The sequence below is a fragment of the Staphylococcus sp. HMSC62D11 genome (assembly GCF_001839145.1).
GTDB lineage: Bacteria > Bacillota > Bacilli > Staphylococcales > Staphylococcaceae > Staphylococcus > Staphylococcus lugdunensis.
On record NZ_KV840174.1, the window covers coordinates 56,978 to 77,055 of the forward strand.

Sequence of the window (20,078 nt, forward strand, 5' to 3'; positions counted from 1 at the left end):
GTGAAAAGAGCTTTCGACTTATTTTGCTCAATATATGGTTTAATTGTAGCAGGGCCTTTTTTACTTATTATAGCGTTACTAATTAAATTAGAGTCACCAGGCCCAGCTATTTTTAAGCAAAAAAGACCAACACTAAATAATGAGCTTTTTAATATCTATAAATTTAGATCGATGAAAATGGATACTCCTAATGTAGCAACAGATTTAATGGATCCAGCAGATTTTATTACTAAAACTGGTAAATTTATTAGAAAAACATCAATTGATGAGTTACCTCAATTACTAAACGTGTTAAAAGGTGATATGTCCATTGTAGGTCCTAGACCAGCACTTTATAATCAATATGAACTTATTGAAAAAAGAACAAAAGTAAATGTTCATACAATACGACCGGGTGTTACTGGGTTAGCGCAAGTAATGGGTAGAGATAATAATACTGACGATCAAAAAGTAATGTTTGACAAATACTATTTAGAAAACCAATCATTTTTATTAGACATGTATATTATTTATAAAACAGTCATTAATACAATCTCATCAGAAGGTGTTTCTCACTAATGAGTAAAAACATTTTAATTACAGGAACTGGTGGATATGTTGGCAGTCATTTAGCGAATAGTTTAGAAAAATCAGGAAATAAAGTAAGTAGGTTAAGTGTAAGAAATTCACTATGGGAAAATCAAAGTTTTACAGACTATGATGTCATTATTCATACTGCTGCATTAGTTCATAATAATGATCCCAGTGCACAACTTGAAGATTATTTTAGAATAAATATGCATTTACCAAATAAATTAGCAAATAAAGCTAAAAAAGATGGAGTTAACCAGTTTATATTCATGAGTACAATGGCTGTATTTGGAGAAGATGGAGTAATCGGTAAAAATATTGAAATTACTGATCCAATGAAGATAAAACCTATAACAGATTATGGTAAATCAAAAGCTAAAGCAGAAGAGAAACTGCTTAATATCTCTAGTTCTAGCTTTAAAGTTGTAATTATCAGACCACCGATGATTTATGGGGAAGATTCACCAGGTAATTTCACCAAACTAAAAAAAGTGGCAAAACTATTACCAATAATTCCTAACATTCATAACTATAGAAGTGCACTATATATCAAACATTTAGAACAATATGTCAACGAAATTATTACGCATAAAAAAGCAGGTATCTATCATCCTAAAGATGAATTTGAATTTAATACAACAAATGTCATAAAAGAGATTCGTAAAAACGAAAATAAAAGCACGATTTTATTACCAGTTCCAAAAACGATTTATCCCTTATTAAATAAAGTGAAATTTATTACCAAACTTTATGGCAATTTGGTGTATGGCAAAGATTTATATTTAAGTGAAGAGAAAATAAATATTAATCAACAAGAGTTTGAAAATATTATCAAAGATATCATGAATAAAGATTAATACTTTGTAAATTTTACGTGTGAAACATATATAAAATCTGTGTTTAATGGAGGGTATTAAAATGAAATTAACAGTTGTAGGATTAGGATATATTGGATTGCCAACATCAATTATGTTTGCTAAACACGATGTAGATGTATTAGGTGTAGATATCAATGACAAAACAATTGATAGTTTACAAAAAGGTAAAGTAAACATTGAAGAACCAGGTTTACAAGAAGTATTTGAGGAAGTACTTGAAAAAGGGACTTTAAAAGTTTCTACAAAACCAGCGGAAGCAGATGCTTTTATCATATCAGTGCCAACCCCAAACAATGATGATGAATATGAATCATGTGATATATCAATCGTGTTAAATGCAGTAAATAGTGTCTTACCGTATCTTAAAAAAGGTGACACGATTATAGTAGAATCAACAATTGCACCACGTACAATGGACGACCATGTTAAACCTTTAATAGAAGATAAAGGGTTTACTGTTGGTGAAGATATATACTTGGTACATTGTCCAGAGCGTGTGTTACCAGGGAAGATATTAGAAGAATTAATTTACAACAATCGGATTATTGGTGGGGTAACGCCGAATTGTGTTGAAGCGGGTAAACGTGTATATAGTACCTTTGTTAAAGGAGAATTGATTGAAACAAATGCACGTACAGCTGAAATGAGTAAATTAATGGAAAATACTTACAGAGACTTAAACATTGCTTTGGCTAATGAAATTACAAAGATTAGTAATCATTTAGATATTAATGTATTAGATGTAATTGAAATGGCAAATAAACATCCTCGGGTCAATATTCATTCACCGGGACCAGGTGTGGGTGGACATTGTTTAGCGGTAGATCCATACTTTATTATTGCAAAAGACCCTGAACACTCACCATTAATTCAAACTGGAAGAAAAGTAAATCGTTCAATGCCTCATTATGTTGTTGAGCATGTCAAAAGAATATTATCTGGTATTAATCACGCTAAAATTGCCGTGTTTGGGTTAACATATAAAGGTGACGTTGATGACATAAGAGAATCCCCAGCACTAGATATTTATCATTTATTACAAGAGGAAAATTTTGAAGTTACGGCTTATGATCCACATGTGGAATTGGACTTTGTTGAAAGAGATATTAACAAAGCTATTGAAGACGCATCACTTGTACTTATTCTTAGTGACCATTCAGAATTTAAAGAACTTAGCGATGATGATTTCAAACTTATGAAAAACAAAATCATATTTGATACTAAAAATGTTGTTAAATCAAACTTTAATGATTTATCTTACTTTAACTATGGTAATCTATATAAAGCAAGAGATATAGAGCTAAATAATTAAGCGAATTGTAATTTAATAATTCAACTAATAAGGTGGATGTAAATGAAAAAAATAATGACTATTTTTGGTACTCGTCCTGAAGCGATAAAAATGGCGCCATTAGTTAAAGAATTACAAAAAAGTAAAAACTTAAAACCGGTAGTCGTCATTACTGCGCAACATAGAGAAATGTTAGATAGTGTTTTAAACATATTTGATGTCATACCTGATTACGATTTAAACATTATGAAATCGAATCAGACATTAGCTGAGCTTACTTCTAGAATTACTACTAAACTTGATGCAGTCATCAAAGAAGAAGAACCAGATATGGTGCTCGTGCATGGAGATACGACGTCTACATTTGTAGGTGGATTAACAGCTTTTTATAATCAAATACCTATAGGTCATGTTGAAGCTGGTTTACGTACATGGAATAAGTATTCGCCATTTCCTGAAGAAATGAATCGGGTTATGGTTGGAAATATGGCAGATTTAAATTTTGCGCCTACTGACAAAGCAGCAGAGAATTTGAAAAAAGAGAATAAAACAGAAGAAAGTATCGTGGTAACAGGTAACACTGCAATTGATGCCATGAAGACTACAATTAAAGATAATTATCAATCAGAAATTATCGAAAGACATAGTGATAAAAAGATAATTTTATTAACGGCACATAGAAGAGAAAATATTGGCACTCCAATGCATAATATTTTTAAAGCAATTCAAAAGCTTGTTAATGAATATGAAGATATCGTTGTTATTTATCCAATGCATAAAAATCCTAAAGTAAGAGAAATTGCTCATCAATATTTAAAAAATAACGCAAGAATTGAGTTAATTGAACCACTTGATGTCATTGACTTCCATAATTTTGCTAATAAAGCATATTTAATTCTTACGGATTCAGGTGGTGTGCAAGAAGAAGCACCATCTTTAGGTAAACCGGTATTAGTATTAAGAGATACAACTGAGCGTCCTGAAGGTGTGAGTGCAGGAACATTAAAAGTGATTGGTACTACTTTTGATTCTGTTTTAAAGGAAACGAAAAATTTGTTAGAAAACAAAGATGAATACATTAAAATGAGTAAAGCAAGCAATCCATATGGTGATGGAGAAGCTTCAAGAAGGATTTGTGAAAATATAGAATTTTATTTTGGATTAAGAAAAGCACTTCCTGCACCTTTTAAAAGTATTTATTAAGCACATTGCTAAATGTGAGTGTTTAAAATTTTTAAATAGAACGATATTTGATATATAAATATTAAAATCAGGTTGCGATATAAATGTCTTTGACAAGTTGAATAAGGCAATTTCTATTGAAAGTTAATAGAAATTGCCTTATTTATTATAGAATCGAATTCATAATGAATTCTGTCCTAATCTCATTAATTAGCATTATTAGCTAAGAAGGCGAAAATATTTTTCGCACTATCTGTGTTATCTTTATTACCTAAGAATTTGTCCTCACCTGGGCCGTAAGCATAAGTATTCACATCTTCTCCAGTATGACCGTAAGTTGTCCAACCAGTATGTGATTCATCGTTAATTGGTTTTTGAATTGCATCTTGTAACTTCGTCGTTGCTGCAGCAAGTTTTGGATCTTTTTCATTTTTCACTTTTGATTTAACTTCTTTAAGTTCTTTTGCTGCTTCTTTGACTTTATCTAATTGATTATCTGGGAAGTTGATGCCATAGCCTTCTTTAATGACGGTTTCAGGATCTTTGCCATCAGCAATCTGCTTTGTCATATAGCTACCAGAATGTTTCATTTTACGTATTGCTTCCGGATTCCACACATAGTCTTTACCTTTTGCAATAGATAAACCACCAGTTGAATGATCTGCTGTAGCTACAACTAATGTATCTTTATGTGTGTTGGCATAGTTGATTGCATTTTGGAATGCTTTATCAAATCCGCTCATTTCAGACATCACACCAGTAATATCGTTAGGGTGACCAGATTTATCAATAGAGGCACCTTCAACCATTAAGAAGAACCCTTTATTATTTTTTTCAAGTTTAGATAATGCACTATTTTCCATATCAACTAATAATGGATTTTGTTGAGGTGCATCTATTTGTAGGGGCATATCTTTTTCAGCAAATAAGCCTAATACTTGATTGCTTTGAGAATGTGCTAAGTCTGTTTTATTTGTGACATAATCATAGCCATCATTTTGGAATTTTTTAGTTAAATTACCATTGTTTTTACCAAAGTATTTAGAACCACCGCCTAAGATGACATCTACTTTGTGTTGGCCATTAATTTTATCATTATAAAATTGTTGCGCAATCTCGTCTTTTTTATCTCGACTGTCAATGTGTGCAGCATAAACGGCTGGTGTCGCATCTGTAACTTCAGCTGTTGTCACTAAGCCTGTAGATTTGCCATTTTCTTTAGCTTGTTCTAGTACAGATTTAAGTGGTTTTTTGTTCGTGTCAACTGAAATGGCGCCATTGTAAGTTTTATGTCCAGTAGCGAAAGCTGTACCACCAGCGGCAGAGTCTGTAACATTTTCTTTTGGATCATCGGGATTTGTACGGTTAGTCCCTTTAAGGTATTTATCAAAGGCAGTTTGATCTAACTCTTTTGTTTTTGGGTTATCTGCATAGTAACGGTAAGCTGTGTTATAAGCGGGGCCCATACCATCGCCGACCATAAAGATGACGTTTTTAGGGTTTTTCGTGTTACCCATCGCCATCATATCATTTTGGGGATTGGCTGGACCTTCACCACTTCCAGATGCTTCGGATAGTTGACTCGTACTTAAGAGTGCGGCAGCTGCTATTGTTGTAGCTAATGTAGCTTTTCCTATTTTATTGAATACTCGCATGCTTTGATTATCCTCCTAATTTATATGTAAAGGTGTACTACAAATTCAGTGTATGAAATTAACGTTGAGTTTATGTGAGTTTATCGTTAAGAAAATGTAAATTGTATAGGGGGATCATTGTTAGAAAAGGGGATGACATGCGTGTTATTTTTGATTAAAAGATGTAAAATGTGGGATGAAGAAAAATATATTTCTCACTAGGAGAGGAGTTAATCATTATGATTCTTGTTATGCTATCACCCATTTTAATCATATTATTTATTGTAATGGGTATTTTCGAAGAACGTAGACGTAATAAAAAGCGTAAGGAACAGCAAGATAAAACTGTATCCAAATTCGAACAAGGACCACCACCAAAAGATGGAGAATTTGCCTCTAGATATTATAAAAATGAAGAAACAACACAAACTGCTCACAATAAAGAAGAAAATCAACCAGAAGAAAGCACAAAAAATCAAGAAAAATAGCGGGGCTCTAATAGAAAGAAAATAAAAATTTACAATACCAGTTGAGTTCTTGCTTATAAAGGAGTGTTGTTATGAGGATTATGATTGTTGAGGATGATGTTGTGATTCGCGAGAGTTTGGCTGGTGAACTGATGAAGTGGAATTATGATGTGGTTGCTGTAGATACCTTTGATGATATTGTGTCTTGGTTCGTAAAGTATGAACCAGATTTAGTGTTGTTGGACATTAATTTACCTACATTGAATGGATTTCACTGGTGCCAAGAAATTCGCAAATCGTCAAATGTACCAATTATTTTTATTAGCTCACGCACGGATAATATGGATCAGATTATGGCGATACAAATGGGTGGAGATGACTTTATAGAAAAACCATTTAATCTGTCATTGACCGTAACAAAGATTCAAGCTTTGCTTCGTCGAACTTATGATTTAACTGTGAATCATAATGAAACGACAGTTCGTGACTGTAAGTTGATTATTGATGAAGCAACGCTTTATTACAAAGAAGAATCGGTACATTTATCATTTACAGAGTTACAAATTATTAAAATGCTGTTTGATAATCAAGGTAAATATGTCAGTCGCACAGCGTTAATTGAAAAATGCTGGGAGTCTGAACACTTTATTGATGACAATACGCTTGCGGTAAATATGACACGCTTACGCAAAAAACTTAATTCTATAGGGCTTGAAGATTTTATTGAAACAAAAAAGAATATAGGATATAAGGTTTAACGCCAATGACAACGTTCTTTGACACAATTAAGCGTGAACTGATCATCACCGCAATGGCATTAGTTGTTTTTTTAGTAATCTTTTTTGTCTTTAATTTGCCCTACTATGCCTACTTTTTAGGAAGTGGCATTATGTTATTTATCATGGTTATTTATTGGTTTATCGCATTGAGCGAGTTTAAAAAACAACAACGATTGACATCTCAACTTAAAGTGTTAGAACAAGAAGTTCAACAATTAAGAAGCAAGCAAACGCAATACCAAAATGACATCGAAAGCTATTTTCTTACTTGGGTACATCAAATTAAAACACCGATCACTGCCTCCAAACTATTACTCGAACGTAATGAAGACAATGTTGTTAACCGTGTCCGACAAGAAATAATTCAAATTGATAATTACACTAGTTTAGCTTTAAGCTATTTAAAATTAATGAATCATGAAACTGACATGAGCTTTACTAAAGTAACTGTCAATGAATTGGTTAAGCCATTAATAATGAAATATTCAATACAATTTATCGATCAACATACACGTATACATTATGATCGCTCAGATGAAGAAGTATTGACAGATGTGCAATGGGCTTCCATTATGATAGAGCAAATTTTGAATAATGCACTAAAATATGCTCGTGGTAAAGATATTTGGTTAACTTTTGATAAAGATATAAACGTACTGTCTATCAAAGATAATGGTGTGGGTATTAGTACTGCTGATTTACCGAAAATTTTTGATAAAGGTTATTCTGGTTATAATGGTCGTTTAAATGAGCAATCAACTGGTATTGGATTGTTTATAGTAAAACATATATCGAATCATATTCATCATCAAGTAGAAGTAGATTCTAAGCTAGGTCAAGGTACGACATTTAAGATTTATTTTCCTAAGGTAGATAAAATGAATGAACTATAGCACAGAATAATTCATATCTACACTTCTGTAAGTTCAGAGGTGTTTAATGATGCATTTAAAGTAAATGAAATTAGCAATTATGCAGGTATTTTAGGAGGATTCAAGTTGTTACTTGAGGTTAAAAATGTAAAGAAAATTTATGGCAAAGGTCTTCACAAAACGACTGCATTAAATGGTATGACCTTTAATGTTCAACAAGGAGAATTTGTAGCAATCATGGGTGAGTCAGGTTCTGGAAAAACGACGTTACTCAATGTGATTGCTACATTTGATAAAATTAACGAAGGTAGTATTAGAATTGATAATCGGCAACTCAATCATATTCGTCATAAAGAAGTTGCTCATTTTAGAAGAGAAACATTAGGTTTTGTGTTTCAAGATTTTAATATGCTGCCAACTATGTCAAATAAAGATAACATTATTATGCCGCTTGTCTTAGCCAATCGTTCACACAAAACGATTGATGCTCGGCTTGCGCCGTTAAGTCAACAATTAGGTATTGAGCATATATTAGATCAATTTCCTTATCAAAGTTCAGGTGGTGAACAGCAACGAGTCGGAATTGCTAGAGCATTAATAAATCAACCTAAGCTACTACTTGCTGATGAACCCACTGGCGCTTTGGATTCCAAAACATCTAAACAAATTATGAGGTTATTTCAAAAGATTAACCAACGTCAGCAAACCATACTGATGGTTACGCATTCTAATATTGATGCCTCATATGCCAATAGAGTACTTTTTATTAAAGATGGCCGTGTTTATCATGAAATATATCGGGGTGAAGAAACACAATCAGATTTTCAACGGCGTATTGCTGATAGCTTGGCGATGTTAAATGAAAGAGGTGAATGATTTGACGTTTAAGATGTTGGTCATGATGACGACTCGACAGTTTAAGGCACAACGTCATATGATTATTCCATATATGCTAGCACTTAGCGCAATGTTCGGTATGGAATTTATATTATTATCATTAGGATTTAATGACGATGTTCGACGTCATCATTCAGTCTTACCTTATTTTATTTATATAGGCAATGCTTTTATGTCAATATTCATCGTAATATTTGTACTTTATGCCAATCGATTTGTCATGCGCCATCGTCAACATGAATTTGCATTAAATATGATTCTAGGTATGGAAAAGAAACACATTCGTGTCTTATTGTTTATTGAAGCCATCTATCAGACATTTGTCATTGCACTACTAAGTATTATAGGTGGGTATCTCTTTGGTGCCATTTCATTTATGCTGTTGAATAAATTGATGAAACAGACGACTACACGTCTTATCATCTATCCATTTGATATAACGGCAATGTCGTATATGTTAGTGGTTTTAATAGGAACAATGATACTACTGTTCATTATTAATAATGTAAGATTAACGATGCAAAGCCCTATCGAATTAATACAAGCTCAGCATAAGAGAGAAAAGCCATTATCCAAATTTGTTACATTCATTTTGCTCTTGATTGGTCTTTTAACGTTAGGATTAAGCTACTATAGTGTACTCGAACCTAAAACATTATTAGGTTCTTTTAACCGAATATTCATTGCTATCATTTATTTGATTATTTCAATGTATTGCTTATTTTTGTCACTTATGCCATTAATCTTACAAGTCTTGCAACGATATAAACGACTGTATTATCAGCAAAAGTATTTCTTTACGTTGTCAGGCTTAGTAGTACGAATGCGCTCTAATGCAGTAAGTTTAGCGAGCATGACTTTATTATGTACTTTTTTATTAGCGACGTTATCGATGTGTGTAGCAGCATATCGAGGTGTAGAAGATCGCATAGATAGTTTGATGACAAATCAATATCGTGTCGATTTCCTTGGAGATATGTATCAAAGTGAAAAAATAAAAGATACTGTGACCCGCTTTGAACAAGATGTGAGGAAAAAGGCAAAGGTAGATCAATTTAAACCAATCGTTTCAAGTATGCAAGATGTGAAAGTCAATGAGGCCACAATAGAATATAATCAGCAAAAAAATGTGTATAAAAATGGAATTTCACGTTTCACAATTGCTCAGTTATCTGATTTCAATCGATTTACAAAGCAACAGATAACACTTAAAGATAATGAGATTGCTATTGATGGTATGGGGCCTTTAATCAAGAAAAAGAAATTAACTATTGCAGGTCATACATATCAAGTTAAACACGTAAAATTAAATGGGTTCGGTATAAATAGAATTGCTGATGGTTATAATATTATTGTTAAAAATGAAAGACAATTCAATAGCATAGTCAACTTATTAGCTAAAAATAAACAATCTTATCACGCACCAGCAACCGAAGACGTAACCACTAGTATTGAGTTTAATTTGCTTACTGATAATAAATCACAATTTAATCAAATGATTCCTAAGTTAGAACATAAATACAAAAATGCAACGATTCAACGTAAAGATGAGTTTGCCAACATATTCTATCAAGTCAACGGGGGATTGGTTTTTATTGGTATTGTTGTATCAATCATACTATTAATAGGTACATTTTTAATGATGTATTTTAAACAAATTGCCGAAGGTTATGAAGATCGCGAAGATTTTAGAACTATGCAGCAACTTGGTATTGAAGATAAACGTATTCAACAGACGATTCAACAACAAATGCGTTATATTTTTATTGTGCCGCTCATTGTTGGTACGTTTCATACATTAATTGCGTATAGATTAATCAAGCAACTAATGACCGGAATAGGTATTGAAGGTTGGGACCTCTTTGCCACAAGTTATGTTGCAGTTTTAGTTGTTTTTGTTGGAATTTATGGCATAATATATCGTATAACATCAAAAATATATTATAAAATGATTAAAATTTAAAGGAATACTTTAATAGAAAGATTAAGAAAGGATTTACTTTTATGGATCGAGTTGCTGAGACAACGTTAACCAGTATCGGTATAGTGCTACATATATTGTATATGCTAATGATATTACTAATCAAAGCTGTACTACCATTATTTTTGAGCAGCATTTTAATATTTTTACTTCCATTTTACTTATTATTATATAATAACTGGGATGGGTTTAATGACGGTGTCGAACACATAGCTAACTCTTTACTTGTTATGGGAATGATCATAACTATTTTATCGCTTATAGCTGTGTTTATTATTGCGAAAAAGCCTAAATTTGCAAGCGCCATTTTATTTTTTACGACGCTATTAGCACTATTTAATATGAACTGGATTTCCGGATTATTATGGCTGATTTCTGCGATAATGCTACTCTCAAGAAAGCCTAAAGATATTAAAAAACGGCAATATGCGTTGCAACAGGAGAAACAGCAAACGATAGATAGGTTGCAATAACCATTCATTATCACATCATATCTTTGACAAATATTGAGTGTAAAGCACCATTCTTAAAAGTAAAGTCAACTTTTAGGAGGTTAATAATGATTAAACGAACTGTAGAAACCGTTCTAACATGGTCTGGAATTATTTTGCATGCGGTATACTTTTTCATTTTATTACTTATGTCATTAATTTTTACAAATGATGATTTTAAAAAATTTATGATTATGAAAGAAATACAAAGACCAGATGAAAATGTAACCTTGTCTGAAGCGGTAATGTCTGTTAATGTTCTTTCAACACTTGTAACGATTCAAGCTATAATAAACATCGTTATATTAGTTTTAGCAATTATTGGAGTAATCTTTATTCATAGAAGAACAAATGTATCAGCGATATTACTTATTATTGCAGCAGCATTATGTTTGTTGAACGCGAGTTGGGTAGCGTTTGTCTTGTGGCTTATCGCAAGTATAATGTTATTTGCGAGAAAACCAAAAACGCAATATGACTACAATTACAACAACATGTCTAATCCATCTCAGGAAGACGCAAACGATAATGAACATAGTCAGAGTTAAAATACTTGACAGTTAATAGATTTAGAAGCTAACAATCGTCAAAGTCAATCATCACAATATGATTGTAAGTATTCAATTGGTGTTATTTCTATACAAAATGAATCATATGAGGGTTTTATTTTCAAGATGGTATAGAGCGTCGTCAATAAGAGCAAAATAAAGTTAAATTATCATGTAATATAGTTATATTATAAATATTGAGCATATTTATTGTCATAAATAAGTGTAAAGTAAGGATTTCGTGGGTAAAGCAAAATAAAAGGAGGATTATTATGATTAAAAGAACAGGTGAAAAAGTTTTAACTTGGATTGGATTTATATTACATACGTTATACGTTATCTTTTTAGTTTTAATTCAAATGATGGTTAGTGATAGTGATTTTAAAGAACAATTGGCTAACGAACTACAAAAAAATCCAGATTCAAATGTTTCGAGAGACCAGACAATAGAAGCTGTTAATTCAGTAGCCACAAATTCTTCTGGCTGGATTATGATCGGAATTGTTATCTTAGGCTTAACTTTAGTTGCTGCGATTATGTTGAGCAAACATCCTACGATTTCTGCAATACTACTTATTATTGCTGTAGTATTAAGCGTATTTAATGTCAGCTGGGTAGCAGGAATTTTATGGTTAATTGCTGCGATTATGTTGCTTGTTAGAAGACCTAAAAATCAATATGCATATAACAGTGGTACAACAACTGATATCCCACCAGAAGAGAATGAGCGATACAATAATTATAGTGAGAACCACAATGACGAATATCGTCATCAACAGCAAGATGTAGAAGTTGATAATCATGACCATCATCAATCACATTCTACTAACGATAAGGATGTATCAGATGATACGCGATTATCAAATGATGATCAGCATGATGATTTTGTGCGAGATGCTGCTGAGCGTCGTCAACAAGAAAAAAACGATGATCCATATAAATATTAAATGATAATAACCCTGATGCAGGATATATTCTTGCATCAGGGTTTCTTACGTTCTTTTTCTATTATATGGATAAAATATTAGGTATGGATAAATGAATTAATAATTAATGTCTAAATGTGACTTTAAAGTATGGCTTTGATATCTTTTACGATATAAGCCTCGTTGTTGTAATTCCGGGACAATATAAGTCACGAAATCGTTCAAACTATGCGGCAGAGATGGTGGCATTAAATTAAAACCGTCTGCTACGCCTTCATTAAACCAAAGCTCCATCTCATCTACAATTTCTTTCGGTGTACCGATTAATGTAAGATGTCCACCACCTGCATTGAGATAACCCAACAGTTCTCGAACAGTAGGTTGTTTATCTTTAATGATTTCAAGTACTGTTTCATAACGACCAGTTGGACCCTCAAAAGTCTCAATTGGAGGTAACTCTGGAACCGGACCATCTAAGTTCCAATCCTGACAATCTTGTTGAATGAAAAAACTAAGTTGTTTTAACGCTGTTTTCACAGGAAGTTGTGCATCTAAACGTTTTTTCTTCGCTAAAGCTTCTTCCTTTGTTTGTCCTACATAAGTAACTAAACCAGGAAATACTTTAATATGACGTTGTGGTTCAGCCGTTTGTGATAATGCCTGCTTTAATCGCTCACGATACCTTTTGGCTTGAGTTAAATTCCATGATACTGCATACACAGCATCCGCATATCTTGCGGCAAGTGCGATGCCTTGTTTAGAAGCACCAGCTTGCATATTAACCGGTCGCCCCTGTGGACTCTGAGGTGTAGAGATTGGGCCTCTCACTTGAAAATAGTTACCATTAAATTCTATCGGTTTAATTTGAGACGCATTCATGAGAACACCACGCTCTTTATCGGCAACAATATCTGTTGCTTTCCAGTTTGTAAACAAGTGTTGCATGACTGCAGCAAATTCTTGTGCACGAGCGTAGCGAGCTTCATGATTAGGTAACTCTGTCATACTATGATTTTGTGCTTCTATATCAGTCATCGATGTTACTAAATTCCAACCAACCCGTCCACCTGTCATATGGTCAAGACTAAGCAATTGTCTGGCAACAGTATAAGGATCCGAAAATGTACTCGAAATAGTTGGGACCAGACCGACGTACTGAGTTACTTGTGATATGGCTGTTAAATTTATGAGTGGATCAAACCAAAAGGCAGGCATTGCACTTGAGTCATTGGCATTAAAGGATTGATTGTCTGCGAAAAAGACAATATCTAAACAACCTCGTTCAGCAAGTTGTGCTAACTCTTGGTAGTATGAAACATCACCAAGCCGTTCAACTGCAGAATCAGGCATTTGCCAAGCTGCTTGATGATGACCGCAACCATAAACTAAGACGCCAATATGCATTTGACGTTGTTGCTGTTGATACATATATATACACTCCAATACAGCTACATTTATAACGATTATTGGGTTAGAAGTGTCCAACTCTTAAAATTAATAATGGCGTTCAAATGGACAATCAATTCATTGTTAAGCCACCATCTACAGTTATATTTTGTCCTGTAATTTGTTTAGCTTCATCTGAACATAGATAGACAACCATGTTGGCAACATCTTGCGGGCTTGTAACTTGATGTAACGGTGTTGTACTTGCAATTAAATCAAATACTTCCGGTGTCGTAACTGCACTGGCATCTGTTGTTTTAAGTAAGCCCCCTGAGACGACATTAGCAGTGATACCATATTGACCAAGTTCAGCAGCAATATTTCTAGTAAAACCGATAATACTCGCTTTTGCAGTTGTATATTCATGATAAGGAACAACTGGGTTTTGATATAAATTTGTACCGATATTTACTACAGAACCTTGTTTATGCTCAATAAATTGAGGTAGTACACTTTGAATAACATTAAAACTTGCTTTCAAGGTTCCATCTAGTTGTGCTTGATAATCATCCCAAGATAAATCTTTGAAGGATTTTTGTGCGTCAGGATCGAATTTAAAGTTAACTAATGCATTGTTAACAACAGCATCGATATGTCCAAAATGATCGATTGCACTAGCTACCATCGCATTCACTTGCTCACGATTACGAACATCTGCTTGTAATGCAATAGTTTGAGTTCCTAGCTCTTGCATTAACTGTTCGGCCGCTGTTTGACTTTGATTATAATTAATCACAACTTGAAATCCTTTAGCGACTAGAGTGCGTGCTATAACAGAACCAAGGCCACGACTAGCTCCAGTTACTAATACAGTTTTTGCCATTGTGAACCTCCTTATAAAGAATATTAAAGAAAAAAATACGCAACCTTCACTAGGAAAGTTGCGCAACGTAAAACTATCATAAATAACGGACTCAAAATAAAAGAGGCCATTAGACATATTAATATTAGGTTCCACACACTTTCCTACGCTAGTATCAACTAGATCAGGTTCAAAGGGTTTAAGGCCACGCCTATTCTCAGTTATAAAAACACCCCTAGTGCATATATTTAACTTTAATTTCAATTTAAAACTTTTCATTCACATTGTCAAGATAATACAAGTTTATAGTCTTTATATAATAAAGCATTGAATATAAGTATAGATTTGGTACTTATTAAATTATTTAGACAAAAGCTACTTACAAGCAAAAAATCGTGGTAGTTATAGATTTATTTACCGAAAAAAGAAGCTCAATTTCAAAACTTCAATATTCTGTAGTTTGTATCAGCCATTTCAATCTTTGCTTGTGCTATTTGAGCAGTATTGTTAAATGAGAAGTTGCTTAAATAAGTACTTTTAGTTATTTTCAACATCAAAAATTTTAAAAGACTATATTATAAACTTCAGCTAGTAAATTGAATATGTCATATATACATAATTTTAACTTTGCAATTTTTATATCCAACTACCTTTGTTGAAAAATAATTAAATTTTTAAATTACAGTATATATATAATTTTAAGAATGTATTTTTTGCAATAATATAGATGAAAACTATAATGCACATATGACAATTTTGTGCTTAATAAATCAACACTTAAAATGATTTTGTTCAATATGTTTAATTTTGGTTGAAAATACTTTTAAAATGAAATTATTTTTGCAAAAATTGTGCTAAGGTAGTAGAAATATCGTTAAATATTAGGGAGAGATTAATATGAAAAAAGGTGTAAGCGTTATTAATCCCGAGGAAAAAAGACAACAACTACACTCAATAAGAAAATTCAAAGTAGGAACGGCTTCAATTTTAATTGGAGTAACGCTAATATTCGGTGTGCCAAAAGTAGCATATGCTGAAGAAATGCAAGCAATTCAAAGTAATAAACAGTCGAATGATAGTTCCGAAGAGACAAAAAGCAATAATAAGCAACAAAATAATCTCCATGGTCAAACTACTGAAGAACAACAAAATATCTCGACAATAACCGAAACAAATGTAGATAACTCGAAAGCTTTAAATACGGCCGATTCATCTACAAGTGAACAACAGGATAATGATATTACTACAGATGCCACAACTAATTCCATACAATCTAATGAAAATGTAATACATCAAAATACAACTAATGATGCGAAAAATGAAAAATCCAATGCTAACATTATAAAATCAAAAAATGAAACAACCACCAATGAAAATATAAATCCACAAAATAGTGTTAAAGAAAATTTAACAGCAAAATTTAAAAACACAACGGAAACTACGAATCAACAAGCTGCTCAAATCCAATCTACTACTCAAAAATCAACTTCGGCACAAACAACATTAAAGCAGAGTCGTAAGTTAGTACAAGAAAAATCCCAACAAGATACAACCGTAACATCAAAGAATAATAGTAATAATTCAGATCAAAACACTACACTATCTGGAGTGACGTATACTGGAGTGACACCATTTACCAATAGTAATGGTGATAAGACAAATGAGGAAAAAGTAGTTACTACTCAACCAATTACCGTTAAACAAAGACGTGCGTTAATGGTAAAAAGTAATTATGCTGCAGATACGTCAATTAGTGATCCGAAAGTTATTGATTATCCAACTCCGAAAAATAGTAAATATTCTTATATGCTGCATGAATTAGGTTATAATGCAACGACTGTTTCTGATGAATCAAGTTTAAGATTTGCAGGTATTACACAAAATAAAAATTCCAATGGCAGCACTATTACGCTAAATTTAACAAAATGGAATAGTGCAACTACTAATCTTAATAATGGGAAAATAAATTTATCGTTTTCTCAAAGTAAATTTTTTTCACAGATTGAAAGTATAAGTTTTGATGGTACTAATATGATAACAGATAATAATGGGCAAAATTGGTATACACCTGCATCCAATGCTAACTTAGGATTGATAGGTTCAGTAACTAATTCTCCTATAATAATCACATTAAAAAATAATCAAAGTTTAACTTCGCTCGGATATTCTAATACGAATCCAGTTTATTTTACGCACACATGGACACTAAATGATGGATCAATTGCGCCCGAAAGTATTCAAAATGCTTTAATAACACCAACACTCAATCCTAAAGTGCCGCAGTCAACACAATCATCAGGATTTACGACAGGGCGTTTAATTAACAAAATTGATATAAGTAGAACTGATAACACTATAAAATCCATTCATTCATTTAAACCAGATGAAAACTTTTTACAAACAGATTATAACTGGGTATTGTATGTGAAAGAACAGATACCAAAAGAATTAATGCCATATATAGATCGTGGTTCTATTAACATTTATGTGTCCGATATTTTTGGAAATCCAATTAGTTCGGATAGAAATGTCCAAGGATTTGTTGATGATAATGGTTTCTTTGATTCCAGTAAAATCAATGAAATTTCTATTAAAGATAATAATACGACAAGCCATCTTAATAGTGCACGTGGGAGTTTAGATCATAATGTCTTTTATGGTACATTAGGTCAATCACGAAATTATACGATTTCATACAAATTAAAAGATGGTGTGACAATTGAGCAACTCCAAAGAGAATTGAGTGATAGATTAACATTTTCATCTTGGCTAGAAACAGATTATTTAGATTCAAGAGATAATGGTTCAGCTAATAACCGTCTGATGGGTTCATATGCGAGTTCCTATGTCGATTTAATAGATAGAGTACCACCAGAAAAACCAGTTGCGAACAACATTACAACAGACGATAAAGCAATAATAGGAACAGCAGAGGCCAATACAAAAATTAATTTAGCATTTAGTGATGGGCGCATATTAACAGGTACAGTAGATAGTAATGGTAACTTTTCTGTTAGTATACCATCAGGATTTAATTTAACAGGTAAAGAAACAATTTCTATTACAGCCATAGATAAAGGATTAAACGTCTCTCAACCAACGACTATTACAGTGACAGATACTACACCACCTTCGCTCGAAGACATTAATAGTCAAGTCGTCTTAATTAATACAGCGATTAATAATGTAAAAATTAATGCGACAGATAATAGTGGAGATCCTATAAAAATTACAATCAGTCAATTACCTAATGGAGTGTCTTACAACAGCGATACACAAGAAATTAGTGGTAAACCAACACAAGTAGGCGTTTATCCAATTACTGTTACAGCTACAGATGATTCAGGAAATGTATCAACAACGTCTTTTGCTATAACAGCGCGTGACATAACCGCACCAGATGTAAAACCAATTGAAAATCAAACCATTGAAATCAATACTGCTATCTCTAACATTTTGATTAATGCAACAGATGATAGTGGCTTACCTGTGAATAATACAGTAAGTGGTTTGCCAGATGGAGTGACATTTGATTCTACAACAAATACAATTAGCGGCATACCAACTACGTTAGGGACTTATCCAATAGAAGTTATGTCAAAAGATAACGAAAATAATGTGACTAAAACAAAATTCACAATTTTTGTGCAAGATACAACTAGTCCTGTTGTAAATGCTATTCAGTCACAAACAGTTGAAATTAACACACCTATCAATTCAATTAAGATTGATGCTAAGGATAATAGCCTTGGATCAGTAGTAAATACTGTAAGTGGACTGCCTGATGGAATAACATTTGACAGCGAGACCAATACGATTTCAGGTACACCTACGCAAACTGGTACGTCCAAAATAGTAATTATATCCACAGATGCTTCAGGTAATCAAACTGTAACGAATACAACTATTGTCGTCAGAGATACAATAAAACCAGTTGTTAATCCAATTAGTAATCAGAAAAAAGAAGTAAATACTCCAATTGATGATATTAAAATAGTAGCAAGTGATAACAGCAACCAAGATGTTACAATCGTAGTGACAGGTCTGCCTAGAGGCGTAATATTTGATACCACAACAAATACAATAAGTGGCTCGCCTAAAGAAGTTGGGAAATATGAATTTAAAGTAACAGTAGAGGATAATGCTAAAAATTCAACTGAAACAAGGTTTACAATTGAAGTGGTAGATACGACAGCACCAACGGTAAAAGGAATCAACGATCAAACCAAAGAGGTCAATACGGCAATTGATAACATCAAGATTGATGCGAGTGATAATAGTGGCCAAGCAGTGACAAACACAGTAAATGGTCTACCGGAAGGAGTAACATTTGATCCTAAAACAAACACAATAAGTGGTGTAGCGACGAAGGTCGGCATCTATCCAATCGTGGTAACAAGCACGGATAACCAAGGAAATAAAGTAGATACGACATTCACAATTAAAATTGTAGATACAACGGCACCGACGGTAAAAGAGATAAGTGACCAAACCAAAGAGGTGAATACCGCTATAGACGAAATTGTGATAGATGCCACAGATAATAGTGGCCAAGCAGTGACAAATAAAGTCAGCGGTCTGCCGGAAGGAGTAACGTTTAATCCGACAACAAACACAATAAGCGGCGTAGCCACAAAAGTCGGCACCTATCCAATAGTAGTGATAAGCACTGACGCTGAGGGTAATAATGTCGAGACAAAATTCAGTATCAAAGTTGTAGACACGACAGCACCGACGGTGAAAGGAATTAGTGACCAAACCAAAGAAGTGAATACTGAAATTGATAACATCAAGATTGATGCGAAAGATAATAGCGGCCAGCCAGTAACAAACACAGTCAGTGGCTTACCAAGCGGAGTAACATTTGATCCGACAACAAATACAATAAGCGGCATAGCCACAAAAGTTGGAACTTATCCAATTGTAGTGACAAGCACTGATGATGATGGTAATAGTACTGAGACAAAATTCAGTATCAAAGTTGTAGATACGACAGCACCGACGGTGAAAGAGATTAGCGATCAAACCAAAGAGGTAAATACCGCAATCGATAACATCGAGATCAGTGCTACAGATAATAGTGGCGAAGTAGTAACAAATAGAGTCAGTGGTCTACCGGAAGGAGTAACGTTTGATCCATTAACAAATACAATAAGCGGCATAGCCACAAAAGTAGGCACTTATCCAATTGTAGTGACAAGTACGGATGCCGATGGTAATAGTGTTGAGATAAAATTCACAATCAAAGTTGTAGACACAACGGTACCAACGGTGAAGGGAATTAGTGACCAAACTAAAGAAGTGAATACTGAAA

15 protein-coding genes, 1 pseudogene and 1 riboswitch are annotated in these 20,078 nt (G+C 33.1%); of the genes and pseudogenes, 13 read left to right on the plus strand and 3 right to left on the minus strand.

Going from position 1 to position 20,078, the window contains the following annotated elements:
- The 4 genes from HMPREF3267_RS00280 to wecB all read left to right on the plus strand — a co-directional run bounded on the left by HMPREF3267_RS00280 (position 1) and on the right by wecB (position 3,942).
- The gene (locus HMPREF3267_RS00280; protein ID WP_002478507.1) at positions 1-558 is read left to right on the plus strand and encodes a sugar transferase; all 558 of its coding nucleotides are present in this window, start codon (positions 1-3) and stop codon (positions 556-558) included.
- Entirely contained in the window at positions 558-1,427 is an 870-nt protein-coding gene (locus HMPREF3267_RS00285; RefSeq protein ID WP_002478508.1) for an NAD-dependent epimerase/dehydratase family protein, read from the plus strand. The genes HMPREF3267_RS00280 and HMPREF3267_RS00285 overlap by 1 nt, the downstream gene beginning before the upstream one ends.
- Positions 1,428-1,488: 61 nt before the next feature.
- Positions 1,489-2,760, plus strand: a complete 1,272-nt coding sequence (locus tag HMPREF3267_RS00290; RefSeq protein WP_062078192.1) for a nucleotide sugar dehydrogenase — start codon at positions 1,489-1,491, stop codon at positions 2,758-2,760.
- 42 nt (positions 2,761-2,802) lie between these two features.
- Complete coding sequence (wecB, locus tag HMPREF3267_RS00295) at positions 2,803-3,942, plus strand: non-hydrolyzing UDP-N-acetylglucosamine 2-epimerase (protein ID WP_062078190.1); 1,140 nt, start codon at positions 2,803-2,805, stop codon at positions 3,940-3,942.
- Between the two features lie 185 nt (positions 3,943-4,127).
- Here wecB and HMPREF3267_RS00300 read toward each other — a convergent pair whose 3' ends face one another.
- The gene (locus HMPREF3267_RS00300) at positions 4,128-5,576 is read right to left on the minus strand and encodes an alkaline phosphatase (protein ID WP_002478511.1); all 1,449 of its coding nucleotides are present in this window, start codon (positions 5,574-5,576) and stop codon (positions 4,128-4,130) included.
- A 218-nt stretch (positions 5,577-5,794) separates the two neighbouring features.
- On the opposite strand from HMPREF3267_RS00300, the pseudogene HMPREF3267_RS12830 reads away from it, so the two are divergent.
- From HMPREF3267_RS12830 to HMPREF3267_RS00340, 8 genes and pseudogenes are all read left to right on the plus strand, one after another.
- Positions 5,795-5,899: pseudogene (locus HMPREF3267_RS12830) on the plus strand (hypothetical protein); the annotation flags it as partial.
- Positions 5,900-6,114: 215 nt separating this feature from the next.
- Positions 6,115-6,780, plus strand: coding sequence for a response regulator transcription factor (locus tag HMPREF3267_RS00310; protein WP_062078188.1), 666 nt, complete (start codon positions 6,115-6,117; stop codon positions 6,778-6,780).
- 5 nt (positions 6,781-6,785) lie between these two features.
- Entirely contained in the window at positions 6,786-7,694 is a 909-nt protein-coding gene (locus HMPREF3267_RS00315) for a sensor histidine kinase (protein ID WP_037545648.1), read from the plus strand.
- Between the two features lie 105 nt (positions 7,695-7,799).
- Entirely contained in the window at positions 7,800-8,549 is a 750-nt protein-coding gene (locus HMPREF3267_RS00320; RefSeq protein WP_002478514.1) for an ABC transporter ATP-binding protein, read from the plus strand.
- 22 nt (positions 8,550-8,571) lie between these two features.
- Positions 8,572-10,533 carry an FtsX-like permease family protein gene (locus tag HMPREF3267_RS00325; RefSeq protein ID WP_237450131.1) on the plus strand — a complete coding sequence of 654 codons (1,962 nt, stop codon included), beginning with the start codon at positions 8,572-8,574 and terminating at the stop codon, positions 10,531-10,533.
- Between the two features lie 41 nt (positions 10,534-10,574).
- On the plus strand, positions 10,575-11,024 hold the full coding sequence (locus HMPREF3267_RS00330) for a DUF4064 domain-containing protein (RefSeq protein WP_002478516.1): 450 nt from the start codon (positions 10,575-10,577) through the stop codon (positions 11,022-11,024).
- Positions 11,025-11,110: 86 nt separating this feature from the next.
- Positions 11,111-11,590, plus strand: a complete 480-nt coding sequence (locus HMPREF3267_RS00335) for a DUF4064 domain-containing protein (protein WP_062078184.1) — start codon at positions 11,111-11,113, stop codon at positions 11,588-11,590.
- A 272-nt stretch (positions 11,591-11,862) separates the two neighbouring features.
- Positions 11,863-12,537, plus strand: coding sequence for a DUF4064 domain-containing protein (locus tag HMPREF3267_RS00340; protein ID WP_002478518.1), 675 nt, complete (start codon positions 11,863-11,865; stop codon positions 12,535-12,537).
- A 96-nt stretch (positions 12,538-12,633) separates the two neighbouring features.
- Here HMPREF3267_RS00340 and HMPREF3267_RS00345 read toward each other — a convergent pair whose 3' ends face one another.
- Complete coding sequence (locus HMPREF3267_RS00345; protein ID WP_002478519.1) at positions 12,634-13,944, minus strand: LLM class flavin-dependent oxidoreductase; 1,311 nt, start codon at positions 13,942-13,944, stop codon at positions 12,634-12,636.
- A gap of 91 nt (positions 13,945-14,035) precedes the next feature.
- A complete protein-coding gene (locus HMPREF3267_RS00350; RefSeq protein WP_002460605.1) occupies positions 14,036-14,785 on the minus strand; it encodes a 3-oxoacyl-ACP reductase in 750 nt (249 codons plus the stop codon).
- 123 nt (positions 14,786-14,908) lie between these two features.
- A riboswitch (TPP riboswitch) is annotated at positions 14,909-15,011 on the minus strand.
- A 650-nt stretch (positions 15,012-15,661) separates the two neighbouring features.
- Here HMPREF3267_RS00350 and HMPREF3267_RS00355 point away from each other — a divergent pair.
- Positions 15,662-20,078, plus strand: a 4,417-nt coding sequence (locus HMPREF3267_RS00355) for a putative Ig domain-containing protein (RefSeq protein WP_141762956.1), incomplete at its 3' end; no start/stop codon positions are given.

Excerpts from the sequence above, each read along its gene's own strand:
- HMPREF3267_RS00285 (WP_002478508.1), top strand. The coding sequence starts at position 558 with ATGAGTAAAAACATTTTAATTACAGGAACTGGTGGATATGTTGGCAGT.
- HMPREF3267_RS00290 (WP_062078192.1), top strand. The coding sequence starts at position 1,489 with ATGAAATTAACAGTTGTAGGATTAGGATATATTGGATTGCCAACATCA.
- wecB (WP_062078190.1), top strand. The coding sequence starts at position 2,803 with ATGAAAAAAATAATGACTATTTTTGGTACTCGTCCTGAAGCGATAAAA.
- HMPREF3267_RS00300 (WP_002478511.1), bottom strand. The coding sequence starts at position 5,576 with ATGCGAGTATTCAATAAAATAGGAAAAGCTACATTAGCTACAACAATA.
- HMPREF3267_RS00310 (WP_062078188.1), top strand. The coding sequence starts at position 6,115 with ATGAGGATTATGATTGTTGAGGATGATGTTGTGATTCGCGAGAGTTTG.
- HMPREF3267_RS00315 (WP_037545648.1), top strand. The coding sequence starts at position 6,786 with ATGACAACGTTCTTTGACACAATTAAGCGTGAACTGATCATCACCGCA.
- HMPREF3267_RS00325 (WP_237450131.1), top strand. The coding sequence starts at position 8,572 with ATGATGACGACTCGACAGTTTAAGGCACAACGTCATATGATTATTCCA.
- HMPREF3267_RS00330 (WP_002478516.1), top strand. The coding sequence starts at position 10,575 with ATGGATCGAGTTGCTGAGACAACGTTAACCAGTATCGGTATAGTGCTA.
- HMPREF3267_RS00335 (WP_062078184.1), top strand. The coding sequence starts at position 11,111 with ATGATTAAACGAACTGTAGAAACCGTTCTAACATGGTCTGGAATTATT.
- HMPREF3267_RS00340 (WP_002478518.1), top strand. The coding sequence starts at position 11,863 with ATGATTAAAAGAACAGGTGAAAAAGTTTTAACTTGGATTGGATTTATA.
- HMPREF3267_RS00345 (WP_002478519.1), bottom strand. The coding sequence starts at position 13,944 with ATGTATCAACAGCAACAACGTCAAATGCATATTGGCGTCTTAGTTTAT.
- HMPREF3267_RS00350 (WP_002460605.1), bottom strand. The coding sequence starts at position 14,785 with ATGGCAAAAACTGTATTAGTAACTGGAGCTAGTCGTGGCCTTGGTTCT.